Annotated in this window: 12 protein-coding genes and 2 tRNA genes; 2 read left to right on the top strand and 12 right to left on the bottom strand. The window is 49.3% G+C overall.

Translation table 11 applies throughout. The features are described 5' to 3' along the window. Positions 1-79 precede the first annotated feature (79 nt). The 4 genes from LPA26_RS06845 to ychF form a co-directional block, all read right to left on the bottom strand. The gene (locus LPA26_RS06845) at positions 80-2329 is read right to left on the bottom strand and encodes an ATP-dependent DNA helicase (RefSeq protein ID WP_229007783.1); all 2250 of its coding nucleotides are present in this window, start codon (positions 2327-2329) and stop codon (positions 80-82) included. Positions 2330-2424: 95 nt separating this feature from the next. Beyond that, entirely contained in the window at positions 2425-2709 is a 285-nt protein-coding gene (locus LPA26_RS06840; RefSeq protein ID WP_229007782.1) for a hypothetical protein, read from the bottom strand. A gap of 182 nt (positions 2710-2891) precedes the next feature. Continuing rightward, a tRNA-Met gene (locus LPA26_RS06835) sits at positions 2892-2968 on the bottom strand. Positions 2969-3049: 81 nt separating this feature from the next. Further along, entirely contained in the window at positions 3050-4135 is a 1086-nt protein-coding gene (gene ychF, locus LPA26_RS06830; RefSeq protein WP_055826381.1) for a redox-regulated ATPase YchF, read from the bottom strand. 214 nt (positions 4136-4349) lie between these two features. On the opposite strand from ychF, the gene LPA26_RS06825 reads away from it, so the two are divergent. Further along, positions 4350-7112 carry an EAL domain-containing protein gene (locus LPA26_RS06825; RefSeq protein WP_229007781.1) on the top strand — a complete coding sequence of 921 codons (2763 nt, stop codon included), beginning with the start codon at positions 4350-4352 and terminating at the stop codon, positions 7110-7112. Between the two features lie 43 nt (positions 7113-7155). On the opposite strand, the gene pth is transcribed toward LPA26_RS06825, so the two are convergent. From pth to LPA26_RS06785, 8 genes are all read right to left on the bottom strand, one after another. Beyond that, positions 7156-7728: an aminoacyl-tRNA hydrolase gene (pth, locus tag LPA26_RS06820; protein ID WP_229007780.1), complete on the bottom strand. Its 573-nt coding sequence runs from the start codon at positions 7726-7728 to the stop codon at positions 7156-7158. Positions 7729-7893: 165 nt separating this feature from the next. Next, on the bottom strand, positions 7894-8514 hold the full coding sequence (locus tag LPA26_RS06815; RefSeq protein ID WP_055826376.1) for a 50S ribosomal protein L25/general stress protein Ctc: 621 nt from the start codon (positions 8512-8514) through the stop codon (positions 7894-7896). A gap of 118 nt (positions 8515-8632) precedes the next feature. After that, positions 8633-9568, bottom strand: coding sequence for a ribose-phosphate pyrophosphokinase (locus LPA26_RS06810; RefSeq protein WP_055867909.1), 936 nt, complete (start codon positions 9566-9568; stop codon positions 8633-8635). A gap of 125 nt (positions 9569-9693) precedes the next feature. Beyond that, a tRNA-Gln gene (locus tag LPA26_RS06805) sits at positions 9694-9770 on the bottom strand. A 36-nt stretch (positions 9771-9806) separates the two neighbouring features. Beyond that, complete coding sequence (gene ispE / locus LPA26_RS06800) at positions 9807-10682, bottom strand: 4-(cytidine 5'-diphospho)-2-C-methyl-D-erythritol kinase (RefSeq protein WP_229007779.1); 876 nt, start codon at positions 10680-10682, stop codon at positions 9807-9809. Positions 10683-10763: 81 nt separating this feature from the next. Beyond that, positions 10764-12203, bottom strand: a complete 1440-nt coding sequence (locus LPA26_RS06795; RefSeq protein ID WP_229007778.1) for a carbonic anhydrase — start codon at positions 12201-12203, stop codon at positions 10764-10766. 93 nt (positions 12204-12296) lie between these two features. Then, entirely contained in the window at positions 12297-12857 is a 561-nt protein-coding gene (lolB, locus tag LPA26_RS06790) for a lipoprotein insertase outer membrane protein LolB (protein WP_229007777.1), read from the bottom strand. A gap of 74 nt (positions 12858-12931) precedes the next feature. Beyond that, positions 12932-14638, bottom strand: coding sequence for a tetratricopeptide repeat protein (locus tag LPA26_RS06785; RefSeq protein WP_229007776.1), 1707 nt, complete (start codon positions 14636-14638; stop codon positions 12932-12934). Positions 14639-14931: 293 nt separating this feature from the next. Between LPA26_RS06785 and LPA26_RS06780 the strand changes: the two genes are divergently transcribed. Then, the gene (locus tag LPA26_RS06780) at positions 14932-15885 is read left to right on the top strand and encodes an ATP-binding cassette domain-containing protein (protein WP_055826368.1); all 954 of its coding nucleotides are present in this window, start codon (positions 14932-14934) and stop codon (positions 15883-15885) included. Positions 15886-15891 lie beyond the last annotated feature (6 nt).

The following is a 15891-nucleotide window of genomic DNA, read 5'->3' as shown; positions in this document are numbered from 1 at the left end:
AAATTACTTGTTTAACCTTATATGATTTTATGCGCTTCAATATGTTCATTTTTTTGAAGCTCTAGATTGAATGCAGACGTTAATGATCTGGGGATGGCCACCACTTAGGCAGCAGTTTTTTAATTTTGGATTGATTGTAGCGGTCGTCCATTAAATGAATCACGCCACTATCATTGGTGGTGCGAATCACTCTGCCGGCTGCCTGGACGACTTTTTGCAATCCCGGATAGAGGTAGGTGTATTCATAACCCAAGCCAAATATCTTTTCCATTCTCAAGCGCATTTGCTCATTCACATCATTGAGTTGTGGCAAGCCTAAGGTGGCAATAAAGGCGCCGATTAACCTGTCACCCGTCAAGTCAATCGCTTCACCGAATGAGCCGCCCAATACCGCAAACGCGATGCCTTCTGAAGTGAGGGTGAAGTCATTCACAAATTGCTGTTTATCCATTTCCGACATTACCCTCAATTGCGCGCGCGTTGGAATGTGAGGATATAAGCTATTGAACAAGGATTGCACATCGTTCAGGTAATCAAAACTGCTCAAAAACAATATGTAATTGCCCGGCCGTTCGATGAACTGCTTTGCCACCAGATGCACAATCGGCTCATGTGAAAAGTGCCGTTCTTTAAACCTGGTTGAAATATGCCTGGCTACTTTCACTTTTAATTGACTGGCATCAAACGGGGATTCCACATCCAGAAAACTGGTATTTTCAGGCAGGCCCAGCATGTCATTAAAAAATGAGGAGGGGCTTAGGGTGGCTGAAAATAAAGTGTTTGAATTGGCTGCCTGGAAACGGGGAGTTAAATGTTTTGCCGGAATCACATTGCGGATGCATAACGTGGCGTCTTGCTGAAACAGGCCGACACTGGTTTCGGTTTTAGTGATATCGAATAGGGAGTGATCCCCAAATGATTCAGCCAGCGTGGAAAACTGCAAGGCATCAAAATAGAAATTGAGCACTTTGGCATCATTGAAAGTGGGGTACTCCGCAAGATAATCAGTGATTTTTGAGATCACGCGTTGTAATGCATCTTCAAACTCTTCAGGAATATTGGGATACACTTCATAACGCACCGTCTGGCTACGGTTCAATACCGCCCAGCTGACATTCAGTTTTTCCAGTACACCTCTCAATGACTTGGGCACATGCGCCAGCATTTCGTTGAAAGCGCCATAATTCAATTCTGCACTATACATTTTGCGTGACCGTTCGATCATGTTGTGCGCTTCGTCAACCAGCACGCTGACTTTCCATTCATTGAGCACAGTGCCCGCATACAGCAAAGCGTGCAGATCAAAATAGTAGTTGTAATCACCCACCACCACATCGCTCCAGTTAGCCAGATCCTGAGACAGGTAGTACGGGCACACATGGTGTTTAAGCGCAACCTTTCGGATGGTGGGTTTATCCATCATAGTTTGTTTAAGCGCCTCATTTCTGGCGTTGGGCAAGCGGTCATAAAAACCATTGGCCAACGGGCATGACTCGCCATGACAGGATTTGTCCGGATGCTCGCAAGACTTCTCGCGGGAGGTTAATTCCAGTGTCCTGATTGTTAAGCCAGGATTGGCTTTCTGCACCGTCCTGATGGCATTCAATCCCAGCTCACGGCCGGATGATTTGGCAGTCAGGAAAAAGACCTTGTCCAGTTTGGCTTCTGGCATGGCTTTTAATAGGGGAAAGATAGTGCCCAGTGTTTTGCCTATGCCTGTGGTGGCCTGAATCAACTGGTGCCGTTGCTTCATGGCTGATTTGTACACGGACTCTGCCAGCACTCTCTGACCAGTCCTGAATTCAGGATACGGGAAGTTGAGCCCGGATAACTCGTGATTCCTGCTGGCTCTGTGTGCCAGTTCCTGCTCCGCCCAAACCAGCAATTTGCGACACAATGACTCAAAGAATGCTTGCAAGGTAGCTGCCGAATATTCTTCAACAAGCAGCGTTTCCTCTTTGGAAGTCACGTTGTAATACACCAGGGCCACGTTGATGGAGGGGAGCTCGTTCTCTAGACACATCAGATGCGCATACACCTTGGCCTGCGCCCAGTGCAGTAACCTGTGGTTCTCAGGCATGCGGTCCAGGTGCCCTTTATAGGTTTTCACCTCTTCCAGCTGGTTGAGCTCCGGGTCATAGCCATCCGCCCTGCCACGCACAAAGATATTCTGGTATTCACCGGTGAGGGTGATTTCAGTCTGGTAATAATGCTCGCGACGGTAGGCCACTGCCAAATGACCCAGCATGCCTTCTATCGCAGTAGGGGCGGGCGTGAAGCGTTGATCCAGGCTACCGGTTTTGGCAGTCAGTTCACACAGCGTGCGCACAGAAATCACATACTTAAAGATGGCTTTAAGATCTTCTGAGATTGCTAAATTTGCGACTAACTTAATGGCTGGCCTACTTTGGGGAATTTAGAACTTTAATTATCAAGCACAAGAGGCAGGTCCATTTCCATTCTTGCCAGTCTCTGCGCCATTCTGATCGTGGACTCGTCGAAAAGGCTGATGTCAGTATCTGCGAGTGATATTTGCCTGTATTTTTCCAACGCACTTTCAAAAGGTGATTCTTTAATGAATGCAATCAATTCAGAATAACGATCCCTTTGTCTGGTGTCTTTCGGATGGTTGTGTTCGCTGTAAATGTTTTCCAGATGCATGGAAAAACAGGCAATAAACTCTAATTCAAAACTATTGGTGATTTCCATGCAAACGTTGACTTTGAAATATATTTAGATGGATTCAATCCCACTATTCTAAAGCTTTTTAGGTCTAGTGAAGCTTTTAAGATTGCAGCAGAATTCATTGAGTTTTAGCATCAAAATAAATATCTGGTAAGTAAATGACACAAATAAAAACGGCTTCCATCTCTGGAAGCCGTTTTTTTATCTGGTGGTGAAAGAGGGACTTGAACCCTCGACCCCAGGATTATGAATCCTGTGCTCTAACCAGCTGAGCTACATCACCATTTGAAAGACCGCGATTATAGCAGTTGTGTCTAGGGACGACAACAATCGTTTATAGTGTTTTCGCAGTCTTTTAAGTCAGTTAAACATTGAAGCGGAAGTGCATGACATCGCCGTCTTGCACGATGTATTCCTTGCCTTCCAGACGCATTTTGCCTGCTTCCTGCGAGCCTTTTTCACCTTTGTATTGCACGTAGTCGTTGTAGGCGATCACTTCGGCACGGATAAAGCCGCGTTCGAAGTCGGTGTGGATGACGCCAGCAGCTTGCGGTGCGGTGGCACCTTTTTTCACAGTCCAGGCCCGGACTTCCTGTACGCCGGCGGTGAAGTAGGTTTGCAGGCCTAGCAAATCGTAAGCGGCGCGGATGACGCGGTTGAGGCCTGGTTCATCCTGGCCGAGTTCTTCCAGGAACAGCAGTTTGTCTTCTTCGTCCAGTTCGGAGATTTCACCTTCGATTTTGGCGCAGATAGTCACGACGGGTGCTTTCTCGGTTTTTGCCAGGGCTAATACTTTGTCCAGGTGTGGATTGTTTTCAAACCCACCTTCAATCACGTTGGTGATGTACATCACTGGTTTTACGGTGATCAGGCACAGCGGTTTCAGCAATGCGAGTTCATCAGAGTCCAGGTTCAGTGTGCGTACGGCTTTGGCTTCGTTCAGGCACGGTAATACTTTGTCTAATACTTTTATGAGTGCGATGGCGTCTTTGTCGCCACTTTTGGCTTTTTTGCCTTCGCGCTGCATGGTTTTTTCTACGGTTTCCATATCCGCAAGTGCCAGCTCGGTATTGATGACTTCAATATCGGCCAGCGGATCGATTTTGCCAGCTACGTGAATCACGTTGCCATCTTCAAAACAGCGTACGACATGGGCAATGGCATCAGTCTCGCGGATGTTGGCGAGAAATTTGTTACCCAGGCCTTCACCTTTGGAAGCACCGGCAACCAGGCCGGCAATATCTACGAATTCCACAATGGCAGGCTGGACTTTTTGCGGCTTGACCAGGTCGATCAGCGGTTGCAGGCGGTTATCCGGTACTTCAACAATGCCAACGTTAGGCTCGATGGTACAGAAGGGGTAGTTTTCTGCGGCGATGCCGGCTTTAGTAATTGCATTAAACAGGGTGGATTTGCCTACGTTTGGCAGGCCGACAATACCGCATTTCATAATGGAATGGCTTTCAGTGTGTGCTGCCGCACAATATTTTTGCGGCTGGCATTGAATAAAAGTGATATTTTACCGTTAGTAAAGAAATACAACAAAAGTATCTTGCAATGACTTGCTTTTATAAAGGCAGGCGGGCAGGATGATGACAATATACATTGCATGACAGCGGGGGCATAATCATCCTGTCATGCATCTTCCTGGATAAGGATGAGAAATGTTTCTTTTCGAAATGGCGCCGTTGCGACAACTCCTAATGTCGCGCTGGATTGCCGGGGTGATATTTTCGGGAGCGGTGCTGACTACACTCTTGCTGTGGGTCAGCGAGCGTCACCACGCGGAAGCATTGCAGGAAATACAATTCAGGCAATCCGTCGTCAATGCCGCGGAAGATATTCAGCACAGGATAGAGGCCTACCGCCAGATATTAAAGGGTGTTGAACAGCTTTATATTTCTTCAGAGCATGTTTCTGCCGATGAATTCAAACTCTACGTGAATGACTTTATCGAGCGCCCCGGTGATGCCAGCCTGAGCGCGATCGGATTTATCAAATACATCAACCTGCAACACCCTGATACTTTTAAAGACCTGGAAATGCCTATCCAGAAACTGTTGCAGGAGCGTGGCAATACATTCAAGGGCGACGAGTTCGCGCCTATCATCTATGTGGAGCCTCGAAACGATACCAACCGTGAAGTATTGTTCAAGAATGCTTTTGGTCATGCAGCGATAAGGGCTGATTTGCTAACGTCTGGGGATGGTGGGCAGCTGGTAATGGCTACCCATTCGATGATAGATGATATCTTGCCGCTGCAAAAACATTATGTGTTACATGCGCCGGTGTATCGCGGCAAGCTGACGGATATTCCTGTACATGGCCGCAGGCGCATGCTGAATGGCTGGGTATTTTTGCGTTTCGATGTGGCGGTTTTCTTAAGTGAAGCGCTGCACCAGACAGAGCAGCGGCATGTGCATTTTGATGTGTTTGATCAGGTCAAAGGCAAGGGACAGACGCCGTTGTACCACAGCAATGACGAATCGCAACTGCATGCACTGAAGGCGATTTACGGCATGTCTCATGTGCTGGGCATCAATGGGCAGGAGTGGAGTTTGCGGGCCCGCTCCACGCCTGCATTTGAAGCGACAATTGATTATGGCCAGGCCAACCGCATCGGTATTCTGGGGATTTTCCTCAGTATGTTGCTGGGCGGCATTGCCTACTTCGCAGTGATGCGCAGCCAGACTCAGCAGGCACTGGAGAAATTTAACCAGGAGTTCAATACCAGCGAGCAGCGCTGGATGCTGGCACTGGAAAGTACCGGCGATGGTTTGTGGGATTGGTATGTACCGGAATCCCGCATTGTGTATTCTGACCGCTGGAAAGGCATGCTGGGGTTTTTACCGCATGAGTTTGATCACCAGCCTGGCAGCTGGCATAGGCGTATCCATGAAGATGATTACCCGGCAGCGATGGCCATGCTGCAACAAGTGCTGAATGGCGAGCGTGACCACTATGCGATGGAGTATCGCATGGCATGCAAGGATGGTAGCTGGAAGTGGGTGTATGACCGCGGCATGGTGTTCAAGCGCGATGACGAGGGCAAGTCATTGAGGGTACTTGGTACGTTGGCAGATATCAGCAAAATCAAGCAGTCTGAAGAGGCGATCTGGCAATACGCGAATGTGGACACGTTGACCGGCTTGCCTAACCGGCGCATGTTCTTTGAACGCCTGGATCAGCAATTGCGACTGGTTAAGAACAATAACCATAAAGTGGCGATTATCTTTCTAGACCTAGACCGCTTTAAAGAGGTGAATGATTCGCAAGGCCACGACCAGGGTGACCTGTTATTGAAACATGCTGGGCAGCGCCTGACACAATGTATTGATGAAAACGGCCTGGTGGCACGGCTGGGCGGTGACGAATTTGTATTGATGCTCACCGATGCGCATGCAGCTTATGTGGAGAATATTGCACAGAAGGTGATTGATAGCCTGTCTACCCCATTCAAGCTGGAAAACAGCCATGCATATGTTGCCGCCAGCCTGGGGATTGCGATTTTCCCGGATGATGCCAGCAATAAAGATGACCTGATGAAACGGGTGGATCAGGCCATGTATGCATCCAAGCAGAAGGGTGGTAACTGCTTCACCTACTTTACGCCGCGCATGCAGGAGCATGCCGAAAACCGCATGCTGTTGTCGCATGACCTGCATATGGCGATTAAGGGCCAGCAGTTTTTCCTCGAATACCAGCCGGTGGTCAATCTGCAAACCAACGCCGTGTTAAAAGCAGAAGCACTGATACGCTGGCAGCATCCGATCAGAGGGATCATCCCGCCGATGGAGTTTATCAGTATTGCAGAAGATACCTTGCTGATTGTGCCGATTGGCGACTGGGTATTTAAAACCGCAATCCAGCAATGTCGCACATGGCGGCAGAGTTTACATGCTGATTTTCAGGTGGCGATTAATAAATCGCCTGTGCAGTTTGCGTCCGAGTATAAAAAGCAGCATGACTGGCTAAAAGAGATTTTAAGCGGCAATACCGAGCGCAATATGGTGGTGGTGGAAATCACTGAGCGCTTGTTGATGGATGCCAATTCGCAGGTGAGTGAACGCCTGGCGTTATACCAGCAGGCGGGCGTGCAGGTAGCGCTGGATGATTTTGGTACCGGCTATTCGTCATTGTCTTACCTGAAAAAATTCCCGATTGATTACGTCAAAATAGACCGTTCGTTTGTGCGCGAACTGGAGACTTCCAGTGAAGATGAAGCTTTGTGCCGTGCCATTATCATGATGGCTCACAGTCTGGGCATGCAGGTGATTGCAGAAGGCATTGAAAGCCTGCGCCAGCTGGAAATATTACGCGATATGGGTTGTGATCACGGTCAGGGCTTTTATTTCTCGCAACCACTGCGGCCAGATGATTTTGTCAATTGGGTTCACCAGTGGCAGCAGCATACTGTCTCGCAGTAGGTTGTTTGTGAAGTCATTCAGCGCACCGCTGATAGTGGCTTTGCTATTTGCTATGCAGTTGCAGCATGGCCTTTTCAAACTGGCCTTGTGCCAATAGATCAGTCACGGTAGTGGCTTTAATGATGCTGTCATCGATGGCCTGCTGCTCGTCTTTACTGGCCGCTTTCAATACAAAATTAACCACTTCGGCTTTGTTGCCTGGGTGACCTATGCCTATGCGCAAGCGCCAATACTCAGGCGTGTTTAATGCTGCATGAATATCCCGCAGGCCATTGTGGCCGCCATGGCCGCCGCCGAACTTCAGTTTTGCCTGACCGGGTAGTAAATCCAGCTCATCATGCACCACCAGGATTTCGGCAGGTAATATTTTGTAGTAATTGGCGAGTGCAGCGACCGATTTCCCGCTGGCATTCATAAACGTTGTGGGTTTTAGAAGCCATTTGTCAGCATGCGGCGACCATTTTCCTGCGATGCCAAACAGTTTGGCTTCAGGCGATAAACGGCTGCCAGATTGCTGCGCCAGAAGATCTACCAGCCAGAAGCCGGCGTTGTGCCGGGTCATGGTGTACTTTTCACCCGGGTTACCCAGGCCTACAATTAATTTGATCCCGCTCATGAGTTGTCTTTAATGATTAAAAGCGCACAGCTTTAAGAGTGGCTGCAATAAAATTAGCCTATATATTTCAAGTGGAAATTCAATCTAATAACCTGTCGCCATAAAAAAACGCGCACAAAACTGTGCGCGTTTATTTTAGCGTTAAATCGCCGGCGTGGCCGATGATTATTCAGCTGCTGGTGGTGCCTCTTCTTCAGCAGCCACTTCTTCTTCACCACCGCGTGGTTTCAAGAGCGTTGCAATCGCTGCGTCATCACCATGGGCAAGTTGTACGAACTCAACGCCTTTAGGCAGTTTGACTTCAGACAAGTGTACTGAATGGCCTGTTTCCAGGTTGCCCAGGTCGATTTCAATAAACTCTGGCAGGTCTTTAGCCAGGCAACTGATATCAGCTTCAGTCTGGATGTGCGAGATATTACCGCCACCCAGTTTAACGCCTGGTGCTACATCTTCATTGATGAAGTGGAAAGGCACTTTAACGTGGATTTTTTCTGAAGCAGACACACGTTGAAAGTCGATGTGCTGAATCGTATTGCGCACCGGGTGCAGTTGATAGTCACGCAGTAACACGCTTTCTGTTTTGCCATCCAGAACCAGGCTCAGGATAGAAGCGTGGAAAGCTTCGTGGCGGAACTGCATAAACAGTTCTTTATGATCAAACTCGATAGAGATGGCTGGCTTTTCACCACCATACACTACACCTGGCACATTGCCAGCGCGACGTAGACGGCGGCTCGCACCCGTACCTTTAACGTCACGTTTGACGGCTTTAATTTCGATACTCATGTGGAAAACTCCTAAAAACACCATGAAAAATGGTGGTACTACACTAAAATCCACCCGCCGCGACCAGCTGGTGGTGTAAAACTTATTCTTTAATCCTAGCCTTAACTGTTTATGACATTCAGTCCATAAACAGCGAAGAAACGGATTCTTCCTGGCTGATGCGCTTGATGGTTTCAGCCAGCAAGGTTGCCGCACTCAGTTGGCGGATCTTTCTACAGGCCCGAGCATTGTCGTTTAGCGCAATGGTATTGGTCACGACCAACTCATCCAGCTCCGAATTCAGTATGCGCTCGCCGGCGCCGCCTGACAGTACCGGGTGAGTAGCATAAGCCACCACTTTCACCGCACCCTGATTTTTCAGCGCTGCTGCGGCTTCGCACAGGGTATTTGCGGTATCCACCATATCATCCATGATGACGCAGGTGCGGCCTTCAACCTCACCAATAATGTTCATGACCTTGGCAACGTTCGCTTTTGGGCGACGCTTGTCAATAATTGCCAGGTCAGCATTCAATTGTTTTGCAGCGGCGCGTGCACGCACTACACCACCAACATCCGGTGAAACGACCACCAGGTTTTCATAACCTTGCAGGGCCAGGTCATCCAGCAAAATCGGCGTTGCATAAATATTGTCGACCGGAATATCAAAGAAACCCTGAATCTGGTCGGAGTGCAAATCCATGGTCAGCAAACGGTTTACACCGACGCTGGTCAGCATGTTTGCCACCACTTTGGCCGTAATCGCAACACGGGCAGAGCGCGGGCGTCTGTCCTGGCGAGAATAGCCAAGGTAGGGAATCGCTGCGGTAATACGGCCAGCGGACGAGCGACGCAATGCATCTACCATGACCATGACTTCCATCAGGCTGTCATTGGTTGGATAACTGGTGGATTGCAGCACAAATACATCACGGCCGCGCACGTTTTCCAGCAGCTCCAGCATGATTTCGCCATCCGAAAACCGGCCAACATCAGCGCGCCCTAATTCAATGCCCAAATGCGTGGCAACTTCTTGTGCCAGTACCGGATTGGCATTGCCGGTAAAAACCATCATGTTGGCGTTACTCAACGTTGTACCCTTTTCAGCGAAAACGATGTCTTAAAACCCGAATTCCTGCCGGAGGCAGAAACCTGCAAAAAAATAAGCGTGTAAATTGTTAAATCTACACGCTTTATATTTGGCTGAGGAGGAAGGATTCGAACCTTCGCATGCCGGAATCAAAATCCGGTGCCTTAACCAGCTTGGCGACTCCCCAAGAAACTTTTCTACTATCACTTTTACTGCCGGCAATTTAATCTTTTGCCGAGCTGAAAAGCGGATGGTATTTTAACCCTTTTGCCCAAAAACCAGAAGTGTTTTCTGGTCTGTTTGCAATCAATTCATCTGCTTTTTTTGCACTGTCTACCGCCACAAATACTGAAGCACCGGAGCCACTCATACGAGCATCGCCGTATTGTTTTAACCAGGCCAACGTATTGTTAACTTCAGGATAGAGTGCACAAACAACTGGTTCCATATCGTTTCTGGCTTGCTGCCAGAACGCGCTGGAATTAGCGCCGTTTGAAAAGTCCGCTATTCTCAATGGTTTTGAATCTCTTGTCAATGCTTGATGCGCAAATATTTCAGCCGTTGGAACCTGAATTTGCGGGGTAATCACCACATAGTATTTTTCCTGCATTTCAGCGGTTAAAGTGACTGCCGAAAGTTGTTCGCCAACACCTTCTGCCCAGGCAGTTTGGCCAAAAATAAATACCGGCACATCGGCACCCAGGTTTAAGCCAATCTGCATCAGCTGCTCACGCGAGTAATTCAGTTGCCATAATTGGTTAAGGGCCAGCAGGGTGGTAGCGGCATCTGAGCTGCCGCCGCCAAGGCCACCTCCCATAGGGATGCGTTTAGTGCAATGGATATCCGCGCCAAACTGGCAACCGCTGGCAGTCTGTAAAGCATGGGCAGCACGAACGGCGAGGTCTTTTTCCGGCGGCACGCCGGCGAGCGGGTTTTGGTGCACGATTTGGCCGTCAGTCCGTACACCAATGCGTAAGTCATCGCCATGGTCTAGCAGCAGGAAAATGCTTTGCAGGGCATGGTAGCCATCGGCACGGCGACCAGTGATATGTAGAAACAGGTTGAGCTTGCACGGCGCGAAATATAACGAAGAATCCATGCGCGTATTGTAAAGCATGTGCCTCAATTAAAGGCACATGCATATTGATTCTGGAACGAGGCTAACTTTGAAGTCCTGGCCTTATTCCAGAATCATGCGGCCCTGGCTGTCCTGGATAGGACGCAAATTTGGTTCGCCAATCGCCTGTTGCAATCTGGTCAGCTGTGCTTTGGATATTTTTAAAGCTTCCTTCATGATGATCCATTGCACACCTTCGGTACAAGGCGGGGAGGTCAATGAGCCGGTGTAGCGGTAGTAAGCCGGTTTGGTCGGCATCAACTCTGCCGGTGTGACCCTGATCGCCAGAGATTTGCTTTGTCCTTTTTCCTTAGGAATGCTGCTGATCAACGTTTCCAGCGTGCTATTCGCAGTGCCTTCTTCCAGCATGACGGCAATAATCACGCGATGGCCGGCCTTATCTTCATGCACCATTTGCAATTCTGCCGCATAAGACTTTTCTTTAGTCTGGTGCTCGGAAGGCGCATGCACGCTGATATATTTCAACTGGTAAGGCTTCTGATCCAGCACCATCATATTACCGCTACCCGCATCCAGAATCAGGCTGTGGTCTTTTAGGGCAATATTCTTCAGCGGAAACTTTTGCAAGCGTTTGATCGGCTTCAACGCTGCGGTGATGGTGTTATCCACGTTAATCGGAGATTGCTGGCTACCGGCATTACATACCGCAAAATCAGGGTTTAAGCTGCCCCATTTATCAGGACCGTGCGGACCACTATAGGCCCAGGACTTATCTTCTTTATCTTTATCCTGTTTTTCCTCTTTGCCTTGTTGGGCAGATTTGTCTTGCTTGGCGGCTTTGTTCTTGTCTTTTTCCGATGCTTTGGTTTGCTCTGTTGCAGGCGCTTGCTCAGCTTTTTTGGCTGGCTCATCTTTGGCAGGCGCAGGTTTTTCTGCTGCCGGTTTAGGGGCAGCGCTGTTTTTCTCCGCAGGTGCGGCCTCTGCAGCTGGTGTCGCAGGCTCGGCTACACTATTTGGAGAAGCGGGTTTATCTTTATCGTTAGCAACAGCTGGCTTGATAGGGTTGGCCGCACGATTGGCGATGGCTTCGGCGCGCTGCTTTTCCTTGGCTTGCCATTTGCAGGCATATTGCTGCGTAATTTCCACTTCGGAGTCAGGCAGTGGCTCAATAAAATCGGCTTGCTTGAGTGTAGTACCGGCTGAATAGACCAGCTCACCCTGGTCATATTGAAATACCTGGATAGTGGCAGCTTTACGCTTGGCACAATCAAAATACCATAGTGCTTTGGCGTGATTGTAAACACGGTCTACCGACTCCACATTTTTTTGCGGCTGGCGGTAATCCACTTTTACCCAGGCTTTGATGTAATTTTTTTCTTCTACCAATGATTGCTTGTCAACCATCAGTTGGTTGAGATCTGTTTTCTTGATCGACAGCCATTGCGCAGCCTGGCAATCCATAGACGGTAAGCAGGCGAGGATTAGCAGGCCGGAGGCTAGCCAAAAGCGATAGTAAATGATTGAAAACTGATAACGGCTCATAGTGCCATTATCGACAGCTGGGGATGAATCTTTAGTTAAAAACGCAGCCTTTACCGCAGGTTGTGATGGTCGGCTGTTTTTAATACAGATTTATTACCAATGCTGAATCACCAGTTTCAGCCGCACATCCTGCTGTTGCAAGCGGGTGGTGTATGGCAACGATGCAGTGACGCCATTTATTGAAGCTGTCTGGTAGTCATCATATTCTATGCGCCAGTCATCCTGGGTTAAGGTAGCAGGTTCGCCACCAGGAAGATAGCTGGCCTGGTATGGGCTGGCATTATGCGGAATACCTAATATCCACTGGCTTAGGCCTGCCAGTGGCAATCTCCAACCTAGCAAGCGCTCAGTCAGGCTGGCAACATCACCAGCCTGATGCTGTTTGCCCGCCTGGTCGGTGAGGGTGACGGAATTTGCAGTGCGATGAATCAGCGCGACTTGCTGACCTAAGGGGCTGAAAATCCGCATGTGATCTTCCTGACCATCATGTTGCCAGTCCAGCCTTGCGGTATAGCCTTTGCCGTTGTATTGCACAGCCAGCTTGGCTTCTAAAGAAAACTGCTTTACTGCTGCGAGCGTTTGTATGCGTTGCTGTGAAGCAGCGCTTGCAGTCTGGCTCACTGGCTGTTTTGGCAGGATGCTGCAAGCTGCCACGGCTAACGCCAAACAGCAGCTTGCAACAATTCTGCCCCAGGCCAGGGGCGTAGACAGTTTCAAAAGCAGCGGCATTACAGTGGTGATTTAAGTTTTTGCGCCGTAGAGGCAAGCACTTCGTTTTCCGGATTGGCAGAAAGCGCCTTATCCAGGATTTGCTTGGCTTCTTCACGCTGGCCTTGCTTCCATAACACCTCGGCCAGGTGGGCAGCGATTTCAGGATCTTGCTGAATGGCATAAGCACGGCGTAATTGCTCAACGGCATGACCCATGTCGCCTAATCTGTAATAAACCCAGCCCAGGCTATCCATGATGTAATGATCTTCTGGTGACAACTTGGTGGCGGCTTCAATCAGCGCTTTGGCTTCGATCAGCTTGATGTTGCGATCAGCAAATGAGTATCCAAGTGCATTGTAAGCAGCCGCGAAATCCGGTTTCATTTGGATCACTTTACTCAAGGTGTCTTCCATCACCTTGAAATTACCCACACGCTCGGCATTCAACGCATAGTCATACAAAAGCTCAGGACTATCCGGATATTTTTGCACTGCCTTTTCCAGCAGGGCATAAGCTTCATCTGTGCGTTTGGCCTGGTTGAGTAGCAGAGCCTGGTTTTGCACAACCAGGGTTTGTTGTTCAGGCGTGAGGCCGCTGACATTATCCAGCATGGCAATCGCGGCATCGATGCCGTCGCGACGGGCAATAATCGCCGCTGCCGCTAATCTCCCGGCCAGGAACTGTTCACCATCGGTAATTTTGTCAAACCACTGTAGCGCGCGGGTATCATCATGCTGTTCAGCAGCCGAGCGGCCCAGATTGAAGTAGACCTTGTTCGGTTCCTTGAATCCGACTTCCAGTGCATGCTGCAGATAGCGGTCAGCAAATTCATATTCTTTGGCGTCCAGCGCCAGCAGGCCAACAATCACGTTCATTTCCGGATTGTTCTGGTGTCTTTCCACCAGTTTGGTGAACTCTACTTTTGCTTCGGTTGGGTTTTTCTGTAAAAGCAGCGTGCGTGCCAGCGCCAGCCTGATCTGGTCAGCTTCCGGGTGCGATTGCAGGAATTCCCTGTAATAGGCGATGCCTTTTTGCGGGTCTTTCTCAGTCAGCATCTGGCCGCGGATCTGTGCCGGTGCTTCCCAGCCAGGGCGCAGTTTCGAGGCTTCTTTCAGCTCTTTTTCCATCAAGGCTTCATTGCGCGCAAAGTAAGCCGCCTGCGAGATGGCAAAATGCGCTTCAGGCAATTTAGGATAAGGTTTAGCCAGCAACTGGATGGTTTCCAGCACACTGTTCTTATCTGTCACGCGCATCATTAGGCTGTTCAGTTCCATAAAGGCACTTGGGCGTATGCGCTCATCCGCCAGTACTTTCTGGATATTAGGCACCGCTTTTTTCAGTTCACCGTTGGCGATTAATAACTGGCTGGCGGCTTGTGCGGCAGGGATGGAGTCCGGCACCAGTTCAGACCAAAGCTCTGCGGAAGGCAGAGCGAGTTGCGGCGCACGTGCGATGGTGGCCGCCTGGGTGGCACGTTCTGCCAGTAATGGGTCGCGGGTTTGTTTCGCTAAATCGAGGAACAACTGGCTGGCTAGTACAAACTCACCGCGCTGAGCCGCCACTTCTCCCAGCAGGTATTTGTATACAAATTCGGCAGTGGGTGTTGTCATCGTGGGAGAGCTGCTGGCAGACCAGACAGGGGGTGCCAATAATGCAAGCCACAACGCCAACGCCGGGCGGCGCAGTAAGGTTGGTTTAAGCTTTGGGCGGCGGGTTTGAGGCATACTTGATTCCTGTTTAATAAGTCTTGTAATGGAGGCTGCAATGAGGGTCATGAAGCGGGCAATAGTGATCGCTGAGTTTTAGTTTAGTCCGTGACAGTTGCTGCAAGTTCATCCATAATGTGCGATTTGTAACTGAATTGTAATTGGCGTTTATCATCAGTCTTCAGCCACTGATAAAACGTGATGTAGACACTATAACTTTTTGGTGAAAACTTTGTCTAGGAATTTGCTTGCCGGTGCATCATTGTGCCGGAGTAGGCAAAGTCTTGAGTAAGCAGGTGTGTGGAAGAATTATGGCAAATTTGACAGTTGAAGCAATTGAATTGACCCGTCTTTATGGAGGTCGTGCCGCAGTAAGTGACGTGACTTTTACCTTGCAGCAAGGACAAGTACTCGGATTTCTCGGCCCGAATGGCGCAGGTAAATCCACCACGATGAAAATGTTGACCGGCAACCTTGCACCTAGTGCCGGCAGCGTGAAAATCTGTGGCATTGATATGATAGAAAGTCCCAAGGAAGCCAAGGCATTGATCGGTTATTTGCCGGAGATGCGCCCGCTGTACAAAGAGTTTACGGTAGACGAATACCTGACTATTGCAGCACGACTACATAACGTTTCCAGCAAACACATTAAAAAAGCGGTTGAACATGCCAAGGAGCGTTGCGGGTTAACACACATGAGCAAGCGCCTGATTGAGAACCTGTCTAACGGCTATCAACAACGCGTTGGCATCGCTCAAGCGATTATTCATAACCCTATGGTGGTGATTCTGGACGAACCGACTGTCGGTCTGGACCCTATCCAGATTCGCGATATCCGTGCGTTGATTAAAGAAATTGGCCAGGCGCATAGCGTGATTGTGTCTACGCATATTCTTCCGGAAGTGGAAATGGTGTGTGACCACGTGCAGATTATCGATAAAGGCAAGCTGGTGTTTAATGGCGGCATTGATGTGCTGAAACAGCAGCGTATCGGTAACAAATTGCTGGTAGGTCTGCGTCAGTCACCAGATGTTGCGCAGCTAGCTGCCATCGAAGGTGTCGCAGAGGTTGAAGCCGCAGACGGTTTATGGCGCATCCGCTTTCATGAAGGTAGCCAGCCGCACGAAGCTATTGTGCAGGCTGCAGTTAAAAATGGCTGGGGGCTGTATCATATCGCTCCTGACCAGACCAGCCTGGAAGACGTATTCGTTCAGCTGACCTATCATGACTCTGCCACTTCGTCAGACCTGCCAAAAGCGGCTTAAGCTGAT

Source organism: Methylophilus sp. Leaf408, from assembly GCF_916856905.1.
Lineage (GTDB): Bacteria > Pseudomonadota > Gammaproteobacteria > Burkholderiales > Methylophilaceae > Methylophilus.
Note: the sequence above shows the minus strand (reverse complement) of the source record. Positions and strands in the feature narration are given on the sequence as shown.